The sequence below is a fragment of the Pseudomonas sp. DCB_BI genome (assembly GCF_026240995.1).
Taxonomy (GTDB): domain Bacteria; phylum Pseudomonadota; class Gammaproteobacteria; order Pseudomonadales; family Pseudomonadaceae; genus Aquipseudomonas.
The window spans coordinates 40,155-57,681 of the sequence record NZ_JAPFCG010000007.1 but is presented as its reverse complement, the minus strand read 5'-3'; the positions used below and the strand labels follow the sequence as shown (position 1 = coordinate 57,681).

Annotated in this window: 16 protein-coding genes; 5 read left to right on the top strand and 11 right to left on the bottom strand. The window is 64.3% G+C overall.

From position 1 onward, the window contains the following. Positions 1-49: 49 nt before the first annotated feature. The gene (locus OO258_RS09605; protein ID WP_266030054.1) at positions 50-1,498 is read right to left on the bottom strand and encodes an aldehyde dehydrogenase; all 1,449 of its coding nucleotides are present in this window, start codon (positions 1,496-1,498) and stop codon (positions 50-52) included. A 72-nt stretch (positions 1,499-1,570) separates the two neighbouring features. Continuing rightward, entirely contained in the window at positions 1,571-2,401 is an 831-nt protein-coding gene (locus OO258_RS09600) for a p-hydroxycinnamoyl CoA hydratase/lyase (RefSeq protein WP_266030052.1), read from the bottom strand. A 201-nt stretch (positions 2,402-2,602) separates the two neighbouring features. Between OO258_RS09600 and OO258_RS09595 the strand changes: the two genes are divergently transcribed. Continuing rightward, positions 2,603-3,073, top strand: a complete 471-nt coding sequence (locus tag OO258_RS09595; protein ID WP_266030050.1) for a MarR family winged helix-turn-helix transcriptional regulator — start codon at positions 2,603-2,605, stop codon at positions 3,071-3,073. Between the two features lie 49 nt (positions 3,074-3,122). Beyond that, positions 3,123-3,893: an SDR family NAD(P)-dependent oxidoreductase gene (locus OO258_RS09590; protein ID WP_266030048.1), complete on the top strand. Its 771-nt coding sequence runs from the start codon at positions 3,123-3,125 to the stop codon at positions 3,891-3,893. 70 nt (positions 3,894-3,963) lie between these two features. On the opposite strand, the gene OO258_RS09585 is transcribed toward OO258_RS09590, so the two are convergent. The 4 genes from OO258_RS09585 to OO258_RS09570 form a co-directional block, all read right to left on the bottom strand. Next, positions 3,964-4,128 (bottom strand): hypothetical protein, encoded by a 165-nt coding sequence (locus OO258_RS09585; protein ID WP_266030047.1) that lies wholly within the window; start codon positions 4,126-4,128, stop codon positions 3,964-3,966. A gap of 183 nt (positions 4,129-4,311) precedes the next feature. Continuing rightward, positions 4,312-5,367 (bottom strand): lipocalin-like domain-containing protein, encoded by a 1,056-nt coding sequence (locus OO258_RS09580; protein WP_266030046.1) that lies wholly within the window; start codon positions 5,365-5,367, stop codon positions 4,312-4,314. Beyond that, the gene (locus OO258_RS09575) at positions 5,357-7,819 is read right to left on the bottom strand and encodes an ABC transporter permease (RefSeq protein ID WP_266030044.1); all 2,463 of its coding nucleotides are present in this window, start codon (positions 7,817-7,819) and stop codon (positions 5,357-5,359) included. Before OO258_RS09575 ends, OO258_RS09580 begins: the two co-directional genes overlap by 11 nt. Beyond that, positions 7,819-8,484, bottom strand: a complete 666-nt coding sequence (locus OO258_RS09570) for an ABC transporter ATP-binding protein (protein ID WP_266030043.1) — start codon at positions 8,482-8,484, stop codon at positions 7,819-7,821. The genes OO258_RS09575 and OO258_RS09570 overlap by 1 nt, the downstream gene beginning before the upstream one ends. A 316-nt stretch (positions 8,485-8,800) precedes the next feature. Between OO258_RS09570 and OO258_RS09565 the strand changes: the two genes are divergently transcribed. Further along, on the top strand, positions 8,801-9,868 hold the full coding sequence (locus tag OO258_RS09565; protein ID WP_266030042.1) for an aromatic ring-hydroxylating oxygenase subunit alpha: 1,068 nt from the start codon (positions 8,801-8,803) through the stop codon (positions 9,866-9,868). Between the two features lie 12 nt (positions 9,869-9,880). Continuing rightward, positions 9,881-10,831, top strand: a complete 951-nt coding sequence (locus tag OO258_RS09560) for a PDR/VanB family oxidoreductase (protein ID WP_266030040.1) — start codon at positions 9,881-9,883, stop codon at positions 10,829-10,831. 6 nt (positions 10,832-10,837) lie between these two features. Here OO258_RS09560 and OO258_RS09555 read toward each other — a convergent pair whose 3' ends face one another. Beyond that, positions 10,838-11,551 carry a GntR family transcriptional regulator gene (locus OO258_RS09555; RefSeq protein ID WP_110744225.1) on the bottom strand — a complete coding sequence of 238 codons (714 nt, stop codon included), beginning with the start codon at positions 11,549-11,551 and terminating at the stop codon, positions 10,838-10,840. 336 nt (positions 11,552-11,887) lie between these two features. Here OO258_RS09555 and mrdA point away from each other — a divergent pair, with 336 nt between their 5' ends. Beyond that, entirely contained in the window at positions 11,888-13,783 is a 1,896-nt protein-coding gene (mrdA, locus tag OO258_RS09550; RefSeq protein WP_266030038.1) for a penicillin-binding protein 2, read from the top strand. A gap of 51 nt (positions 13,784-13,834) precedes the next feature. On the opposite strand, the gene OO258_RS09545 is transcribed toward mrdA, so the two are convergent. The 4 genes from OO258_RS09545 to OO258_RS09530 are packed head-to-tail and all read right to left on the bottom strand — an operon-like array spanning position 13,835 to position 17,514. Continuing rightward, on the bottom strand, positions 13,835-14,551 hold the full coding sequence (locus OO258_RS09545; protein WP_346648644.1) for an ABC transporter ATP-binding protein: 717 nt from the start codon (positions 14,549-14,551) through the stop codon (positions 13,835-13,837). After that, positions 14,548-15,321: an ABC transporter ATP-binding protein gene (locus OO258_RS09540; RefSeq protein ID WP_105948506.1), complete on the bottom strand. Its 774-nt coding sequence runs from the start codon at positions 15,319-15,321 to the stop codon at positions 14,548-14,550. The genes OO258_RS09545 and OO258_RS09540 overlap by 4 nt, the downstream gene beginning before the upstream one ends. After that, positions 15,318-16,565, bottom strand: a complete 1,248-nt coding sequence (locus OO258_RS09535) for an ABC transporter permease subunit (RefSeq protein ID WP_110744228.1) — start codon at positions 16,563-16,565, stop codon at positions 15,318-15,320. Before OO258_RS09535 ends, OO258_RS09540 begins: the two co-directional genes overlap by 4 nt. Before the next feature lie 10 nt (positions 16,566-16,575). Further along, positions 16,576-17,514, bottom strand: a complete 939-nt coding sequence (locus OO258_RS09530) for a branched-chain amino acid ABC transporter permease (RefSeq protein ID WP_108481449.1) — start codon at positions 17,512-17,514, stop codon at positions 16,576-16,578. Positions 17,515-17,527 lie beyond the last annotated feature (13 nt).

The window sequence follows — 17,527 nt, the reverse complement described above, 5'->3', positions numbered from 1 at the left end:
ACATCCTGCCGCCGCGCAGCGATGCCGGCGGCGGCGTGTCGCGTGTCGCTCAGATGGGGTAATGCCGCGGGCCATGCTGCAGGGTGACCCAGCGCAACTGGGTGAACTGGTCGATCGCGGTCCGGCTGCCAAAGCTGCCGTAGCCGCTCGACTTGACCCCGCCGAAAGGCATCTGCGCCTCGTCGTGTACGGTCGGCCCATTGATGTGGCAGATGCCCGACTCCACCCGCTGGGCCAGCGCCAGGGCACGGCTGGTGTCGCGGCTGAAGATGGCCGAAGACAAGCCGAACTCCGAATCGTTGGCCAGCTGCAACAAGGCTTCGTCACCTTCCGCCCGCAACACCACCGCCACCGGGCCAAAGGACTCTTCGCGGTAAAGGCGCATGCTGCTGTCAACGTGATCGAGCAAGGTCGGCTGCAGGATGCTGCCCTCCAGCTGGCCGCCGCACACCAGGCGAGCGCCCTTGGCCACGGCATCGTCAATCAGCCCCTTGATACGTTCCCCGGCCGCACCGCTGACCAGCGAGCCGAGCACCGAGCTACTGGCCTGCGGGTCACCGGCGCGCAGGCCGGCCACCTTCCGTGCCAGCTTGTCGACGAAGGCATCGGCAATGCGCTCATCGACCACCAGACGCTCGGTGGACATGCAGATCTGCCCCTGGTTGAAGTAGGCGCCAAAAGCCGCCGCTTCGACAGCGGCGTCCAGGTCGGCGTCGTCAAGGACCAGCAGCGGCGCCTTGCCGCCCAGCTCCAGCAATGCCGGTTTCAAGTGCCGCGCCGCCAGCTCACCGACAATGCGCCCGACATGGGTGGAACCGGTGAAGTTGATGCGCCGCACTGCCGGGTTGGCGATCAGCCGCTCGACAATGGCCGGGGCGTCTTCCGGGGCATTGCTGATGACGTTGACCACGCCGTCGCCCAGGCCGGCATCGTGCAGCACCTGGCCGATCAGCCGGTGCACCGCCGGGCTGAGTTCCGATGCCTTGAGCACCACGGTGTTGCCACACGCCAGTGGCATGGCGATGGCGCGGGTGGCGAGGATGACCGGGGCGTTCCACGGTGCGATACCCAGCACCACGCCGCAGGGCGCGCGCAGGGCCATGGCGAAGCTGCCAGGCACATCCGATGGGATCACCTCACCGGTGATCTGCGTGGTCATGGCCGCCGCCTCACGCAGCATGTTGGCGGCCAGCTTCACATTGAAGCCGTACCAGTTGGCCATCGCCCCGGTCTCGCCCGCCGCCGTCATGAACTCGCCGGCCCGCGCCTGCAACAGGTCGGCGCCCGCCAGCAAGCGGCTGCGCCGCTCGCCCGGTGCCAGCGCCGCCCAGGCAGGGAACGCGGCACTGGCGGCAGCAACCGCCGCATCGGCATCGGCCAGCGTGGCAGCGGCGGCCTGCGAAACACGCTCACCCGTGACCGGATTGCACCGTTCAAAGGTTCGTCCATCACTGGCGGGGCACGAGCGCCCGCCTATCAGCAAAGGCACCTGCAACATGGTCATTCCTTTTTTTGTCGTTGTAGGGAATATCCGCAGGCTGCAGCCAGTAACGGCGCAGCCTGGCCAAACTCAGCGCTTGTAGGTCTGCAGCCCCGGCTTGATGCTCTTGTCATCGAGGAACTGCTTCATGCCTTGCTCGCGCCCGCCTTCGGTATCCAGCAGGCGCGACTGGTCGAGCTTGGCGTACAGGTAGTCTTCGTTCTGCTCCCAGGTCAGTTCACGGCAACGCTTGAAACCGTTCTTGGCGGCGCGCAGCACCACCGGGTTCTTTTCCAGCAGGTTCAGGGCCAGCTCGCGGGTGGTGTCACGCAGCTGCGCCAACGGCACGCTCTGGTTCACCAGGCCCATCTCGGCTGCCTTGGGGCCGCCAAAGGTCTTGCCGGTCATGATGTAGTACAGCGACTGGCGATGGCCAACGGTATCGGCCATGGCCTTGCTGACCAGGTTGCCCGGCGGGATGCCCCAGTTGATTTCCGACAGACCGAAGGTGGCCTCATCGGCGCAGATGGCCAGGTCGCAGGCCACCAGCGGGCTGAAGCCACCGCCGAAGCACCAGCCGTTGACCATGGCGATGGTCGGCTTGGCGTACATGCGCAGCAGCTTCCATTGCCATTGCGAGGCTTCGCGGCGGATCTTTTCCTGGAGGATCTCCGGGCCGGCGTCCACCTCGCGGAAGTACTCCTTCAGGTCCATGCCCGCGGTCCACGACTCACCGGCGCCGGTCAGCACCAGTACGCCGGCTTCGGCGTCCTGCTCAAGGGTTTCCAGCACCTCGACCATTTCCCGGTTCAGGGTAGGGCTCATGGCGTTGCGCTTTTCAGGGCGGTTAAGGGTAACCCAGGCGATGCCCGACTCCAGCTCGACCTTCACGGTTGCCCAGCGGCCTTCGTATTTGCTCATGGTTTTGCACTCTTGTTGTTCGAGGTGATGCTCATCAAACTAAGCCAGCAAATTAGTTATGTCAATTAACCATTATGAAAATTATCTTTACTTTATCGAACGGCTTGACAGGCATTTTCCAGCGCCCGCCCCTAGCCGGATGGCGCCAAGGCAGGCAAACTGGGTAACTTTCTTATCAGTGAACGAGGAGCATGCACCCCCATGGCAAGGTCTGCCCGCACTAGCGAAACAGCCACCCCCCCCGCCACTGCCGCGGACGGTGTGCTTGAAGACTTGCTCGGTTACGCCCTGCGCCGTGCCCAGTTGAAGCTGTTCCAGAACCTCATAGGCCGCCTTGCGGCGCACGACCTGCGGCCGGCACAGTTCTCGGCACTGGCGGTGATCGAGCAAAACCCGGGATTGATGCAAGCAGACCTGGCCCGCTCGCTGGCGATCGAGCCTCCGCAGGTGGTGCCGCTGCTGAACAAGCTGGAGGAACGCGCCCTGGCTGTCCGTGTGCGGTGCAAGCCGGACAAGCGCTCTTATGGGATATTTCTCAGCAAGGCCGGGGAAGCCTTGCTGAAGGAGCTGAAGCAAATTGCCAGCGACAGCGACCGCGAGGCGACAGCGGCGCTGGATGATGAGGAGCGCGGGCAGTTGTTGCGGTTGTTGACGAAGATCTATCAGGAGTGAAGTGCCAACCCGCATTGCAACCAAGACGCCAACACTGAGGAGCCAGCGCATGAGCCTGATCCCCAACCTTGCAGACAAGGCCGATGTATTGATTTGCGGTGCCAGCCAGGGCATTGGCCTGGCGCTGTGCAGCGCACTGCTGGCCCGGCGTGATGTTCGCCAGGTGTGGGCGGTATCACGCCACGCCAGCACCAATGAGGCACTGCTGGCGCTGGCCAGGGCACATGGCGAACGCATGCGATTGACGGACTGCGATGCCCGCGATGAAACAGCGCTCGCAGGCCTGGCGCGTGAGGTGGGCCTTGCCTGCGAGCACCTGCACCTGGTCATCAGCACCTTGGGCATCCTGCATCAGGAAGGTGCCAAAGCCGAAAAGTCGTTGGCCCAGCTGGACCTGGCGGGGTTGCAGGCCGGTTTCGCCACCAATACGTTCGCGCCGATCCTGCTGCTCAAGCATTTGCTGCCCCTGTTGCGCAAACAGCCCGCCACATTCGCCGCACTGTCGGCCAGGGTCGGCTCGATCAGCGACAATCGCCTGGGGGGCTGGTACAGCTATCGTGCGAGCAAGGCGGCGCTGAACCAGTTGCTGCACACGGCGAGCATCGAACTGAAACGCCTCAACCCTGACGCTACTGTACTGGCGCTGCATCCGGGCACCACCGACACCGCGCTGTCGCGCCCCTTTCAGGGCAACGTACCGGAGGGGAAACTGTTTGACCCGGCGTTTGCCGCGCAGTGCGTGATAGAACAGGTAGCACGGCTAGGGCCGGCGGAGAGTGGCAGTTTCTGGGGGTGGGACGGCAAGCGGATAACGTGGTGAAGGTCAGAACCCTCGGCCGGGCGTGCTGTTGCCACCCAGCCGAGGCAGTGCGTTCCATCGCGGGGGCAGCTTAGCGCGGGCCGCCGCCCTGATGGCCGCCAAAGCCACCGCCACCACCACCGTGGCCCCCACCGTGACCACCGCCACCACCCGGCGGCATGAACATCCAGCAACCCGACAAGGCGGATACCAGCGCCGCAACCAGGGCTGCGCGGAAAAGGTGTTTCGACTTCATTGGAACGCTCCACAAGGCTAGATCTGCTGCCCGCCGTTGACCGGTGCGGCAGCGGGCGGATTCTAGAGGTGCGGGATGATGGCACGGGGAAACTTTGCATATCTTTACAGTCACCGCGGCGACCGGGCGACGGGCCGGGACCCCGGAGCCACCAGACGGGCGTCCTGATCAGAACACCGGGTGCTAGTAACCGGTCATCTCCAGATACCCGCGCCCACCCGAACTCCCGCTCAAGCGCACCGGCCCCTCCCAATACGGGAACCGTGTCTGCATCCACGCCTGCGGCTCCACGGCCTCGGCCTGCACATCCACCCCATGCCCCGGCACCTGCACCCGCCAGCGCACCGGTACGCGCTTACCGTTGCCCTGCCTTGCCCAGGCCAGCGCCTGCAGCTGGATCTGTGCGCCGTGCAACGCAACCACCTCACCCAGCGGCCCAACCCAGGTCCCGGCGCGATAGGCCTCCCCCTGCGCCTCACGCACCTGAAACAGCATCAGTTTGGCGCCACTGTCCAAGTGCAGCGAGAACCAGTCCCAGCCTGTCTGACCGGCTGCCAACGGTTGGCTGCTCCATTCCCGGTCCAGCCAGGCCTGGCCGCTGACCGCGATACACTGGCTGCCGCGCTGAACATCACCCTGTACCTGATAGAAAGGCTGGCTGTAATAATACGAAGCCTGCCCCTTGCCAGACTTCTCGCTGTAGCCCTGCGCCCCATGCAGCACCAGCGGCCACTCGCTGTGGAGGTGGAGGCGGTAGCGGAAACCCTCACCATCCGCGGTCATTTGCAGGTTGTCGACAGTGTCCGCGCCCTGCAGCGACCAGCCATTGATCCACGCCCGAAAGGGCTCGGCCTGCACCCCGGCCTGGCCGATACCGCCACGCGCCAGGGTTTCAGCCGATTGATGGCCGCCCGGGCCAGTCAACGCCGCGTGCCCCATCCACAGGTTCGGGCTGTTCCAGTCGCCGGTTTCCGGACCGGGGCGCAAGGCTGAGCGAAACAGCGTCCACTGCGCGCCCCAGTCACGCCCTTGGGCGTCCTTGAGGTTGGCAGTGATGTACCACCACTCGATGCGGAAGCCATCGTGGGCGCCGTGGTCGCGAGGGAATACCAGGCGATGCTCGCGGCTCACCTGGCTGAACCCGCTCGCCTGCTGCCCAAGCCCCGCATAGCTCTGCGGTGCCGGCTGATCACACCCGCACAGTATCCCGCAGAGCAACAGCCAGGCATTAGGTTTCATCGGCAAACGGCCTCAACAGTTCGCGCGGCTGGCGACGCGCCAACTGCCACAGCGGCCAGGCACTGGCCAGCAGGCTGGTTAGCAGGCCCAGCAGGGCCAATTGCAGCAATTGCGAGGGGAACACGTAGAGCGGCAAGCGCCAGCCAAACGCCTGCACGTTCACCACCGCGACCAGGCACCAGGCCAGCAGCAGCCCCAACGGGATCGCCAGCAGCACGGTGAGGCCACTGAGCATGAGTGCCTGGCCCAGGCTCAGCCAGACCAGCCGTGCGCGCCGCACGCCCAATGCCCACAGCGGCGCCAGCTGGCTCAGCCGGGCCTGGCCAAGGGTCAGCAGGTTGATGAACAGCGCCACACCGGCGACGCCCAGGGTCAGGCTGTTGAGCGCGGCAGTGGCGGCAAACGTACGGTTGAACACATCGGTCGACCAGCGTTTCAGCCGTGCCTGCTCGACCACGCGGCTGTCGTCCAGGTTGAAGCGCCGTTGCAACTCGGCCTTGATGGCTTGCCCATCGTCAGTAAGCAGGTCCACGCTCAACCCTGCCAGGGTTGCGTCTGGCCAATGCTCACGCAGCCAGCGGGCATTGACCAGCACATGCCCTTTGGGGTTGCCGTAGTCGGCGTAGATACCCACGACAGTCAGGGCTGGCGACTGCGGTGCTGGCAACGCAAGGCTGTCGCCCAGTCGCAGTTTCAATCGCCTGGCCAGTTGCTCACTGAGCATCACCGCCTGCCCGCTGGCCAGTAGTGCCCAGGCGCGAGGCTGTTGTTCCAGCAACGGCCAGCGGGTTCGATAGACCGGGTTATCGACGATGCCCTGGGCCTGCACCGGCCAGCCTTGCAGCTGTATTTCGCCACGCCAGCCAGGCAGCACCGCGCTGACCGCAGGTTGCTGCCCAAGCCACTCGGCCATCTGCAAACCCTGGTCAGTATCGCGTGGGGTCAGGTACAGGTCGGCGGACAGGCGCTGGTCAAGCCAGCCAACAAAGGTTTTGCGAAAACCCTCGGTCATGCTGCCCACGCCAACGCTGGCGGCCAATGCCAGCAACAAGGCCATCAGCGCCAGGCTCAGGGCGGGTAGCTGCTGACGGCTGTCGGCGACGAACCATTGCGCCAATGGCCGACGGCAAAGGCGCGCCAGCCCGGCCAGTACCCGGTCGAGCAACGCTGGCAACAACAGCGCCGCCGCCAACAACAGCGCAGCCAGCATGGCGAAGGCGTTTGGCAGGCTGTCGCCGAGCACGCCACAGCCCAAGGCCAGCAACAGCAACAGGCCCGCAGCTGATGCCTGACGTTTCAGCCATGGCCCCTGCGCCGCTCGCCAGGCCTGAGGCTGTGCCAGCGCCAGTAACGGTAAACGGGCCGCACGCAATACGCTGCCTACCCCTGCCAGCAATGCCCCCGTCACGCTCACCAGCAACCCCGCCAGCCACCACCCCACGGGCAGGCTCAAGGTGCCCGCGACCTGCGCGCCGTACAGGCCGCGCAAGCTGGCGGACACATCGGGCAGCAACCAGGCCGCCAAGCCGTAGCCACTGGCCACCCCGGCCAATCCGCCCAGCACGGCGAACAACCCAAGCTCCAGCGCCAAGGCACACAGCAGGGTGTTCAAGCTGACACCGCAGGCGCGCAGGTTGCGAATCAGCCCCCGCCGCTGCTCCAGCGCCAGGCCGATCGCGGCATGGGTGATGAACAGGCCGACGACGAACGCCAACAGGCCAAGGGCAGTCAGGTTGAGGTGAAAGCTGTCGGTCAGGCGCTGCAAACCGCCGTCGTCTTGCCGGGGTTGCAGTTCAAGGTAAGGCGCGATATCGGCAGGCAACGGCCCAGCGTTGCCTGCCAATAAAAGACGCGACAACTGCCGAGGTGCCTGCAGCAACGCCTGCGCGTGGCCGATATCGACCACGATCACTCCGGGCGCCAGTTCAGGTTGCAGGATCAACGGTGGCAGCGAGTGCCCTTCGCGGTCGCGTGCCACCTGCCCAGCGTTCATGTTCAACTGCCGCAAGGTGTCTGGCCCAACCCAGGCTTGCCCGGGCATGCCGATGAACGCCTGCAGGTCGAATGCCTGTGGCTGCACGCCGGCAACGCTGCTGGCCGGTGGCAGGCTCAACGGCTCGATGCCGATCAATTGCACACTGCGAGTGGGCTCACCAGGCAGGCGCAACCGCCCTTCCAGCACCGGCGTCACCGCCCAGCCCTGACTGCGCAGTTGCACGTACAGCGCCTGGTCAAAGCGCTCGCCATGACGCGGCAGCAATTGCGCCTGCAGCGGCCCTGCCAGCACCGCGCTGGCCCGAGCGTAGTCGCTGCGTGCCTGGCTGTTCAGTGCCTGCACACCGCTCCACAGCGCCGTGGCCAACCACAGGCCGGTAAAAATGCTGAAGCACTGCACACGATGCCGCCGCCAGTGGCTGAGCAGCGCCAACACCGCCAGCGACAACAGCCTCATCAGCCCTTCCCGGCTTGCACACGGCCGGCGCGCAGGTAGCAACGCTGCTGCAAGCGCGCCGCCAGCCGAGGGCTGTGAGTCACCATCAGCACACCGCTGCCGGCTTCGGCGACCAGTTGCAGCAACAGGCTCAACACTTCATCACTGCTGGCTTCATCGAGGCTGCCGGTGGGTTCGTCGGCCATTAACCAGGCCGGGCGCCCGGCCAATGCCCGGCCGATGGCGACACGTTGCTGCTGGCCACCTGACAGTTGCTCCGGGTAATGCGCTAGCAGCTGCGCCAGGCCCAGGCGTTGGGCCAGATAAGCGACCCAGGCGGGGTCGTGCCGGTTGGCCAGCCTGGCCTGAAATGCCAGGTTGCTCCCCACGTCCAGGCTGCTGATCAGGTTGTACTGCTGAAACACCAGGCCAATGCCCTGCCGCCGCCACTGTGCCAGCGACGCCTCCGAGCGGCTGTCGAGGGCAACCCCATCGACCATGATGCGGCCGCTGTCGGCACGGTCCAGCCCCGCTATCAGGTGCAGCAGGGTGCTTTTGCCACTGCCCGACTCGCCCATCAGGGCCAGGCTGCTGCCGCGTGGCAAGCACAGGTCGACACCTTGCAACACCGGCAGCGGGCCTAGGGGGGTGGGGAAGGATTTGTGGAGGTTTTCGATGGCCAGCATCAAGGGGCCTTGGTGGGTTGGGGATCCCTTAAGCAATAGCAGGTCAGGGCAAGCACACCTGAACGTTTATCTGATTTTGCTCATGCGCACATGATCGCCCAGGTCGCTGGCGTTCTGCGGACTGTCGTTGCCGGGCACGCAGCGAAGTGGAAGGCACAGCCGAAGCGCTACGGGGTGGATTTCACGACAATGGATCCATGGCGAGTTCGATAATCGCACAAAGCTCACAAAACATGGACAAATGATGTTGACCTTGTCTTTTCACCATGGCTCTAATGGATCCATTAAATAAAAACAAAACCCGGAGAGCCTCCCCATGTACCCCAAAAATACCTGGTACGTCGCCTGCACCCCCGACGAGATCGCCACCAAGCCTCTGGGCCGGCAGATCTGCGGCGAAAAGATCGTGTTCTTCCGCAGCCACGATAATCGCGTAGCGGCCGTGGAGGACTTTTGCCCACACCGTGGCGCGCCGTTGTCGCTGGGCTATGTCGAAGACGGCAACCTGGTCTGTGGCTACCACGGTCTGGTCATGGGTTGCGATGGCAAGACGGTGTCGATGCCGGGCCAGCGGGTACGGGGCTTTCCTTGCAACAAGACCTTCGCTGCGGTCGAGCGCTATGGCTTCATCTGGGTGTGGCCCGGCGACGCGGCGCAGGCCGACCCGGCGTTGATCCCACACCTGGAATGGGCGGTGAATGATGAGTGGGCCTACGGCGGCGGGCTGTTCCACATCGGTTGCGATTATCGCCTGATGATCGACAACCTGATGGACCTGACCCACGAAACCTATGTGCACGCGTCCAGCATTGGCCAGAAGGAAATCGACGAAGCACCGCCAGTCACCACCGTTACCGGCGACGAAGTGGTTACCGCCCGGTACATGGAGAACATCATGGCCCCGCCGTTCTGGCGCATGGCGTTGCGTGGCAACGGTCTGGCCGATGATGTGCCGGTGGACCGCTGGCAGATATGCCGCTTCACCCCACCCAGCCATGTGCTGATCGAAGTGGGCGTGGCGCATGCCGGCAAGGGTGGCTACCACGCCGACGCGCAGCACAAGGCGTCGAGCATCGTGGTCGACTTCATCACCCCGGAAAGCGACACCTCGATCTGGTACTTCTGGGGCATGGCGCGCAATTTTGCAGCACACGACCAGACCCTCACCGACAACATCCGCGAGGGCCAGGGCAAGATTTTCAGCGAAGACCTGGAGATGCTCGAACGCCAGCAACAGAACCTGCTGGCCAACCCCGAGCGCAACCTGCTGAAGCTGAACATCGACGCCGGCGGCGTGCAATCGCGCAAGGTGCTGGAGCGGATCATCGCCAAAGAGCGCGCACCGCAGCCGCAACTGATCGCCACCAGCGCCACCCCTGCCTGAGGAACTGCCAACATGATCGATGCCGTAGTGGTATCCCGAAACGATGAAGCGCAGGGCATCTGCAGTTTCGAGCTGGCGGCAGCGGACGGCAGCCAGCTACCGGCGTTCAGCGCTGGCGCACACATCGACGTGCACCTGCCCGACGGGTTGGTGCGCCAGTATTCGCTGTGCAACCCCCCTGAAGAACGCCACCGCTACCTGATTGGCGTACTCAACGACCCGGCGTCGCGTGGCGGCTCACGCAGCCTGCACGAGCGGGTGCAGGCCGGCGCGCGGCTGCGGATCAGTGCGCCGCGCAACCTGTTCCCGCTGGCCGAGGCCGCGCGGCGCAGCGTGCTGTTTGCCGGGGGCATCGGCATTACCCCGATCCTGTGCATGGCTGAACAGCTGAGCCACGGCGGCCTTGACTTCGAGCTGCATTACTGCGCCCGCTCCAGCGAGCGTGCGGCGTTTGTCGAGCGGATGCGCAGCGCGCCGTTTGCCGATCGGCTGTTCGTGCATTTTGACGAGCAGCCGGAAACCGCGCTGGACATCGCCCAGGTACTGGGCAGCCCGCACGGTGATGTGCACCTGTATGTATGCGGGCCAGCCGGGTTCATGCAGCATGTGCTGGGCAGCGCCAAGGAGCTGGGTTGGCAAGAGGCCAACCTGCACCGCGAGCACTTTGCTGCGGCGCCAGTGGATGCACGCAACGACGGTAGCTTCTCGGTGCAGGTCAGCAGTACCGGGCAGGTATTCGAGGTGGGGGCCGACCAGACCGTGGTTCAGGTGCTGGAACAGAACGGTATCGAGATCGCCATGTCGTGCGAGCAAGGTATATGCGGCACCTGCCTGACCGGCGTGTTGCAGGGTACACCAGACCATCGCGACCTGTTCCTGACCGAGCAGGAGCAGGCCTTGAACGATCAGTTCACGCCCTGCTGCTCCCGGTCGAAGACGCCGTTGCTGGTGCTGGATATCTGAGCCGGCTTACGAAGCCGGCAGGATGACCTTCATGCCCGCGTCTGGCACTGCGCCGCCGAAGGTTTCAGCGTAACGCAGGGTGGCATTGGCGTGCTCGCGCATGATCGCTTCGGCGCGGGCACCCTGGCGGTTGATCAGGGCATCGAACACCGCGTGGTGCTGCATATGGGCGAAGTTGAAGCGCCGGTATTCACGGACCAGGTCATGGCGGTCCACCGCCAGTGCAGTGACCGAAGCGAATGGCAGGTGATCGTTGCGCGCCAGCGCTACGGCGATGGCCGGGTTGTGGCTGGCTTCGATGATCACGTGGTGAAAGCGCATGTTGAGGTCGTGGTAGGCCTGCAGGTCTTCTTCGGTGACGAAGCCCTTGTCGAACAGTTCGTCGCCATCGACCAGGCACTGTTGCAGCGCCGTGCGTGCCTGTGCGGACAAACCACGTTCCGCAGCCTGGCGTGCAGCCAGGCCTTCCAGTACGCCGCGCACTTCGACCGCACCCGCGATGTCATCGGCGCTGACCGAACGCACCTGAAAGCCCCTGCCACCAAAACGCACCAGCAGGCCTTCCTGCTCGAGGGTACGAAACGCCATTCGCACGGGCATGCGCGAGACCCCGAACAGCTCGGCGGTGGGAACTTCCATCAGGCGCTCGCCGGCCGCCAGTTCGCCCGAGGCGATCATCTTGCGCAACGCGACCAACACCATTTGACCGGGCTTGCTCATCCAGGCAGTTTCCAGAAACAGGAGCGGGCATCTTAGCGCAAGCCGGGGCGTTGCTGCTGATCTGTTCGGGTTGGCCAATGGAAGTCGCATGGCTTGTAAGTTGGCGAATGCGAAGACGCCCCTCTCGGCTCAGGCTGGCGACCCATGCACTTTCAGCGCCCGGCCATGAACAAATCTTCATGATCCACCACAGCGCCCTGATCACGGGGTGCACAGCCCATGCCAGGCCACCACCACTGGGCGCTCGGCTTGAGGCTACGGGATGTGTTGCGTAGCATCCCCCGCCCGTTCGCGCGCCCGCACGGTCATCGCGAAACCCGTCGAAAAGAGCCCCTGATGCCGCAACCTATCCCTCTCAAGGACCACGAAAAGGAAAAACACCTGGTCAACCGCCGGCTTCTGGCCTGCGCCGCCCTGGTGTTCAGCCTGTGTGCCGTGCTGGTGGGCCGGCTCTATGTGCTGCAAGTGCTGCAGCACGACCAGCAGACCGCCGTGTCGGAAAACAACCGCGTGCACGTGCTACCCATCGCCCCAGAACGCGGGCTGATCTACGACCGCAACGGCGTGGTGCTGGCCGACAACAAGCCCAGCTTCGACCTGACCATGACCCGCGAGCGGGCCGGCGGCGACTCGGCCAAGGTACTCGACACCCTGACGCAGGTGCTTGGCCTGAGCGAGGACGACCGCAAGCAGTTCGACAAGGACCTGCGCCGTGGTCGCAAGCCGTTCGAGCCGGTGACCCTGATGGTGGGCCTGACTGAAGAGCAAATCGCCTTGGTGGCGGTCAACCAGTTCCGCCTGCCGGGCCTGGAGGTGGAGCCGCAGTTCATCCGCGAGTACCCGATGGCCGAGCATTTCGCCCACTCGGTGGGTTACGTGGGGCGCATCAACGAAAAAGAAGCCAAGGTCCTCGACAGCACCGAATACCGGGGCACGCAGTCAATCGGCAAGACCGGTATCGAACACTTCTACGAAAGCCAGCTGCATGGTCATGTGGGCTACGAAGAAGTCGAAACCAACGCCCAGGGCCGGGTGATGCGCGTGCTCAACCATAAGGACCCGACCCCGGGGCAGGACATTGTCCTGACCCTGGACGCCCACCTGCAGGTGGCTGCAGAGAAGGCCCTGGGCGACCGTCGCGGCTCGGTGGTGGTGCTGGACCCGGCCAATGGCGACGTCCTGGCGATGGTCAGCAACCCCAGCTTCGACCCCAACCTGTTCGTCAAGGGTATCAGCTTCAAGCAGTACGCCGCGCTGCGCGACTCCATCGACCGTCCGCTGTTCAACCGCGTACTGCGCGGCCTGTACGCGCCCGGCTCGACGGTAAAACCGGAAGTGGCCATCGCCGGGCTCGACAGTGGCGTGATCACCCCAGGTAGCCGGGTATTCGACCCGGGCTACTACGAACTGCCCAACTATGCGCACAAATACCGTAACTGGAACCGTAGCGGCGACGGCTGGGTGGACATGTACACGGCCATCATGCGCTCCAACGACACCTACTTCTACGACCTGGCGCACAAGCTGGGCATCGACCGCCTGCATGACTACATGGCCGAGTTCGGCCTGGGCCAGAAGGTGTCACTGGACATGTTCGAGGAGGCTTCCGGGCTGATGCCTTCGGCCGAGTGGAAGCGTGCCACCCGGCGCCAGGCGTGGTTCCCAGGCGAGACGCTGATCCTTGGCATTGGCCAGGGTTACATGCAAGTCACCCCCCTGCAGCTGGCACAGGCCACCAGCCTGCTGGCGAGCAAAGGCGTGTGGCACCGCCCGCACCTGGCCATGACCGTAGGTGGCGATGCGCCGATCGACCCCCACCCGATGCCCGACATCGTGCTGCACGACAAACATGCGTGGGACCAGGTCAGCCAGGGCATGCAGATGGTCATGCACGACCCGCGCGGCATTGCCCGTGCGGCGGCGGCCGGTGCGCAATACCGGATTGCCGGAAAGAGCGGCACCGCGCAGGTGGTGGCGATCAAGCAGGGCGAGCGTTATAACCGCGACAAGACGCTGGAACGCCACCGTGACAACGCCTTGTTCGTCGGCTTTGCCCCAGCGGACCACCCGAGCGTGGTGGTGGCGGTGATGATCGAAAACGGTGAGGCCGGCGGCCGAGTGGCCGGACCGGTGGTGCGTGAGGTGATGGATGCGTACCTGCTGGATGCGCAGGGGCATCTGAAGCCGGAATATGCGGGCGGGGCAGCGCCTCACAGCGTGCCGCACACTTGAAATTGCCAGGGCTGCGCAGCAGCCCCAGGCCCTCTTGTCATGGTGACTGGATCATTCGCCCAGGTAAGCCTTCTTCACCTGATCGTCATGCAGCAGGGCTTTGGCACACCCTTCCAGGCTGATGCGACCACCGTCGATCACATAGGCACGCTGGCAGGTTTGCAACGCTAGCCGGGCATTCTGCTCGACCAGCAGCAGCGTCACCCCACCCTTGACCACCTCGACGATGGTTTCGAAAATCTTCTGCACGATGATCGGTGCCAGGCCCATGGACGGTTCGTCCAGCAGCAGCAGCTTGGGCCGCCCCATCAGCGCACGGGAGATGGCCAGCATCTGCTGCTCGCCGCCCGACATAGTGCCGGCCAGCTGGAAGGCGCGCTCTTTCAGGCGCGGGAAGATGCCGTACATGTGCTCGATGTCAGCGGCAATGGCGTCCTTGCCGTCGCGTCGGCTGAAAGCGCCCATCTCGAGGTTTTCGTGCACCGTCAGCTTGGGGAAGATGCCGCGTCCTTCCGGGACCAGCGCCAACCCTTCACGGATCAGGTCGTGCCCCTTGATCGCCGCGTGCGCCTTGCCGTCGAAGGTGATGCTGCCGGCGCTGGGCTTCAGCAACCCGGCCAGGGTTTTCAAGGTGGTGGTCTTACCCGCGCCATTGGCGCCGATCAGCGCTACCATCTCGCCCTCGCCCACTGTCAGGTCGATGCCCTTGATAGCCTGGATGGCGCCATAGCTGACCTGAAGGTTGCTCACTTGCAGAATGTTCTTCATGCCACTGCCTCCGCGCCGAGATAAGCCTCGATCACTCGTGGGTCCTTGCGCACGTCGGCCGGTAGGCCGTCGGCGATCTTGCGACCAAACTCCAGCACGGTGATGTGGTCGCACAGCCCCATCACCAGCTTCACATCGTGCTCGATCAGCAACACCGTTTTGCCGTCCGCCTGCATCTTGCACATCAACTGGCGCAAGCCTTCGGTTTCCGAAGCGTTCATGCCAGCCGCCGGCTCGTCGAGGGCGATCAGCTTGGGTTCGGTAGCCAGCGCCCGGGCGATTTCCAGGCGGCGCTGGTCGCCATAGGACAGGCTTTTGGCCAGCTCGCCGGCCAGGTGCCCGATACCGACGTAGTTCAGCCAGTAGCGCGCGGCCTGACGGATCTCCCGTTCTTCACGTACACAGGCCGGCGTGCGCAAAATCGCGCCAAACACGCCGCTGCGGGTGCGCACATGGCGACCGATCATCACGTTTTCCAAGGCGGTCATGTTGTGGAACAGGCGGATGTTCTGGAAGGTGCGGGAAATGCCCGCCTCCACCACCTTGTGCGGCTTGCTGATGCGCAGTGGCTTGCCGTCGAACATCACCCGCCCCTGCTCGGCCCGATACAGCCCGGTGAGCACGTTGAACAGGGTGGTCTTGCCGGCGCCGTTGGGGCCCAGCAGACCACGGATCTCACCACGGCGGATGCTCAGGTCGATGCCGTGCAGGGCCTGCAGGCCACCGAAGAACTTACTGACCTGATGCAGTTCGAGAAGGATGTCGCTCATGCCTTGTCCGCCTCTTTTATCGGGAGTTCGAAGGATGCTTCGCTGGCTGGAGCATGCACTGCGGTGGTGAGCGCTGCAGGCGCCGCCTCCAGCTCGGGGTCGCCATCGTGCAACTCGGCACGACGGCGGTCGGACGGCCACAGGCCTTCAGGACGGAAACGCATGACCAGGATCAGCGCCAGGCCGAACACCAGCATGCGCAGCGTCGAAGCGTCCAGCACGTTGCGCAGGATGTCGCGGCTGATGAAAGTGACGTTGTCCATCACCCACGGCTGGACCCAGTTGACCAGGTCGCGGAACAGTTCGGGCATGACCGAGAGGATCAGCGCGCCCAACACCACGCCACGGATCGAGCCCATACCACCGAGTACCACCATGGCCAGGACCATGATCGACTCCATCAGGGTGAACGATTCGGGGCTGACAAAGCCCTGGTAGCTGGAGAACAGCACGCCGGACACGCCACCGAAGGTGGCACCCATGGCAAAGGCCAGCAGCTTGAGGTTGCGCTTGTTCAAGCCCATGGCCTCGGCGGCCACTTCGTCTTCGCGCAGGGCCATCCAGGCGCGACCGATGCGCGAGACCTCCAGACGCTTGGACAAGACGATGCAGAGGATGACGATGAACAGGAAAAACAGGTAGTAGCTGATCACGGGCGACACTTGCAGGCCGAACAGGCTCCAGCCTTGCTGCAACGACACCACTGGCGTTGTACCTGCCCCGGACGCATGCGCCCATGGCCCGAAGTCGACGTGCAGGGGGGCGATGTTGCTGATGCCCTGCGGGCCGTTGGTGAGGTTCACCGGCTGGTCCAGGTTGTTCATGAAGATGCGGATGATCTCGCCGAAGCCCAGGGTGACAATCGCCAGGTAATCACCGCGCAGCTTGAGCACCGGTGCACCGATCAGCACTCCGCAAATGGCCGCGGCGACCGCCGCCAGCGGGATGATGACCCACACCGGCCAGTCCAGCACACCGTCGACCAGGCCGGCCATGTGCAGGTGCGGCGAGGCAAGCAAGGCGTACAGGTAGGCGCCGATGGCGTAGAAGCCGATGTAGCCCATGTCGAGCAGGCCAGCGTAGCCGATGACGATATTCAGGCCCAGCGCCAACAGCACGTAGAGCATGGCAAAGCCCAGGATGCGTACCCAGGTCGGCCCGAGCATGGGGATGGCCTCGACCAGAAACGGCAAGGCGATGAAGCCGAGGATCAGCAGCAAGTACTGGCTCTTTAGGTTTTTCATGGCTGCCTCCTTACGCCCGGTCGGCCTGGCGTTCGCCAAGCAGGCCGTTGGGGCGGAACAACAGCACCAGAATCAGCACCGCAAAGGCAAAGATGTCTTGGTAGTTGGCACCCAGGAAACCGCCTGTTATCTGCCCGGTATAACCCGCGGCCAACGATTCGATCAGCCCCAGCAGCAAGCCGCCAGCCATGGCCCCGAACAGGTTCCCGATGCCGCCGAGCACTGCCGCCGAGAAGGCCTTAAGACCCAGCAGCAGGCCCATGTAGGCGTCAGCCTGGCCGTAGTTGACCGCGCGCATTACCCCGGCGATCGCGCCCAGGCTGGCACCGATCAGGAACGTGGCGCTGATCACCCGGTTGATATTGATGCCCATCAGCCCGGCCACTTCCTGGTTCTGCGCGGTGGCACGCATGGCCTTGCCCAGGCGAGTCTTGTCCACCAGCAGCCACAGGCCAAGCATGATTACCACCGCGATCAGCATGATCGACAGCTGCACGTTGGTGATGGTGGCGCCAAAAACGTCCACCGGCTGGGTCTCGACCACTTCGGGGAAGGTCTTGTAGCCACGCCCCCAGATCATCATTGCCAGGTTCTGCAAGGCGATGGAAATGCCGATGGCAAGAATCAGCGGGGTCAGCCGCGGGGCCTTGCGCAAGGGCCGGTAGGCGTACTTTTCCATGCCCTGGGCCAGCAGCATGCACACCACCACAGCAGCCATGATCGCCAGCAGCAAGGTGATGATGCCGGGGGCAAAGCCTGCGCCGGCAAGCATCGTCAGTACCGAAATGGTCACCATGGCGCCAACCATCACCACTTCGCCATGGGCGAAATTGATCAGGCCAATGATGCCGTAGACCATGGTGTAGCCCAGCGCTACCAGGGCATAGATGCTGCCCAGCACCAGGCCGTTGAGCACCTGTTGCAACAAAATATCGAAGTTACCGTCCACGAGCTGAATCCTC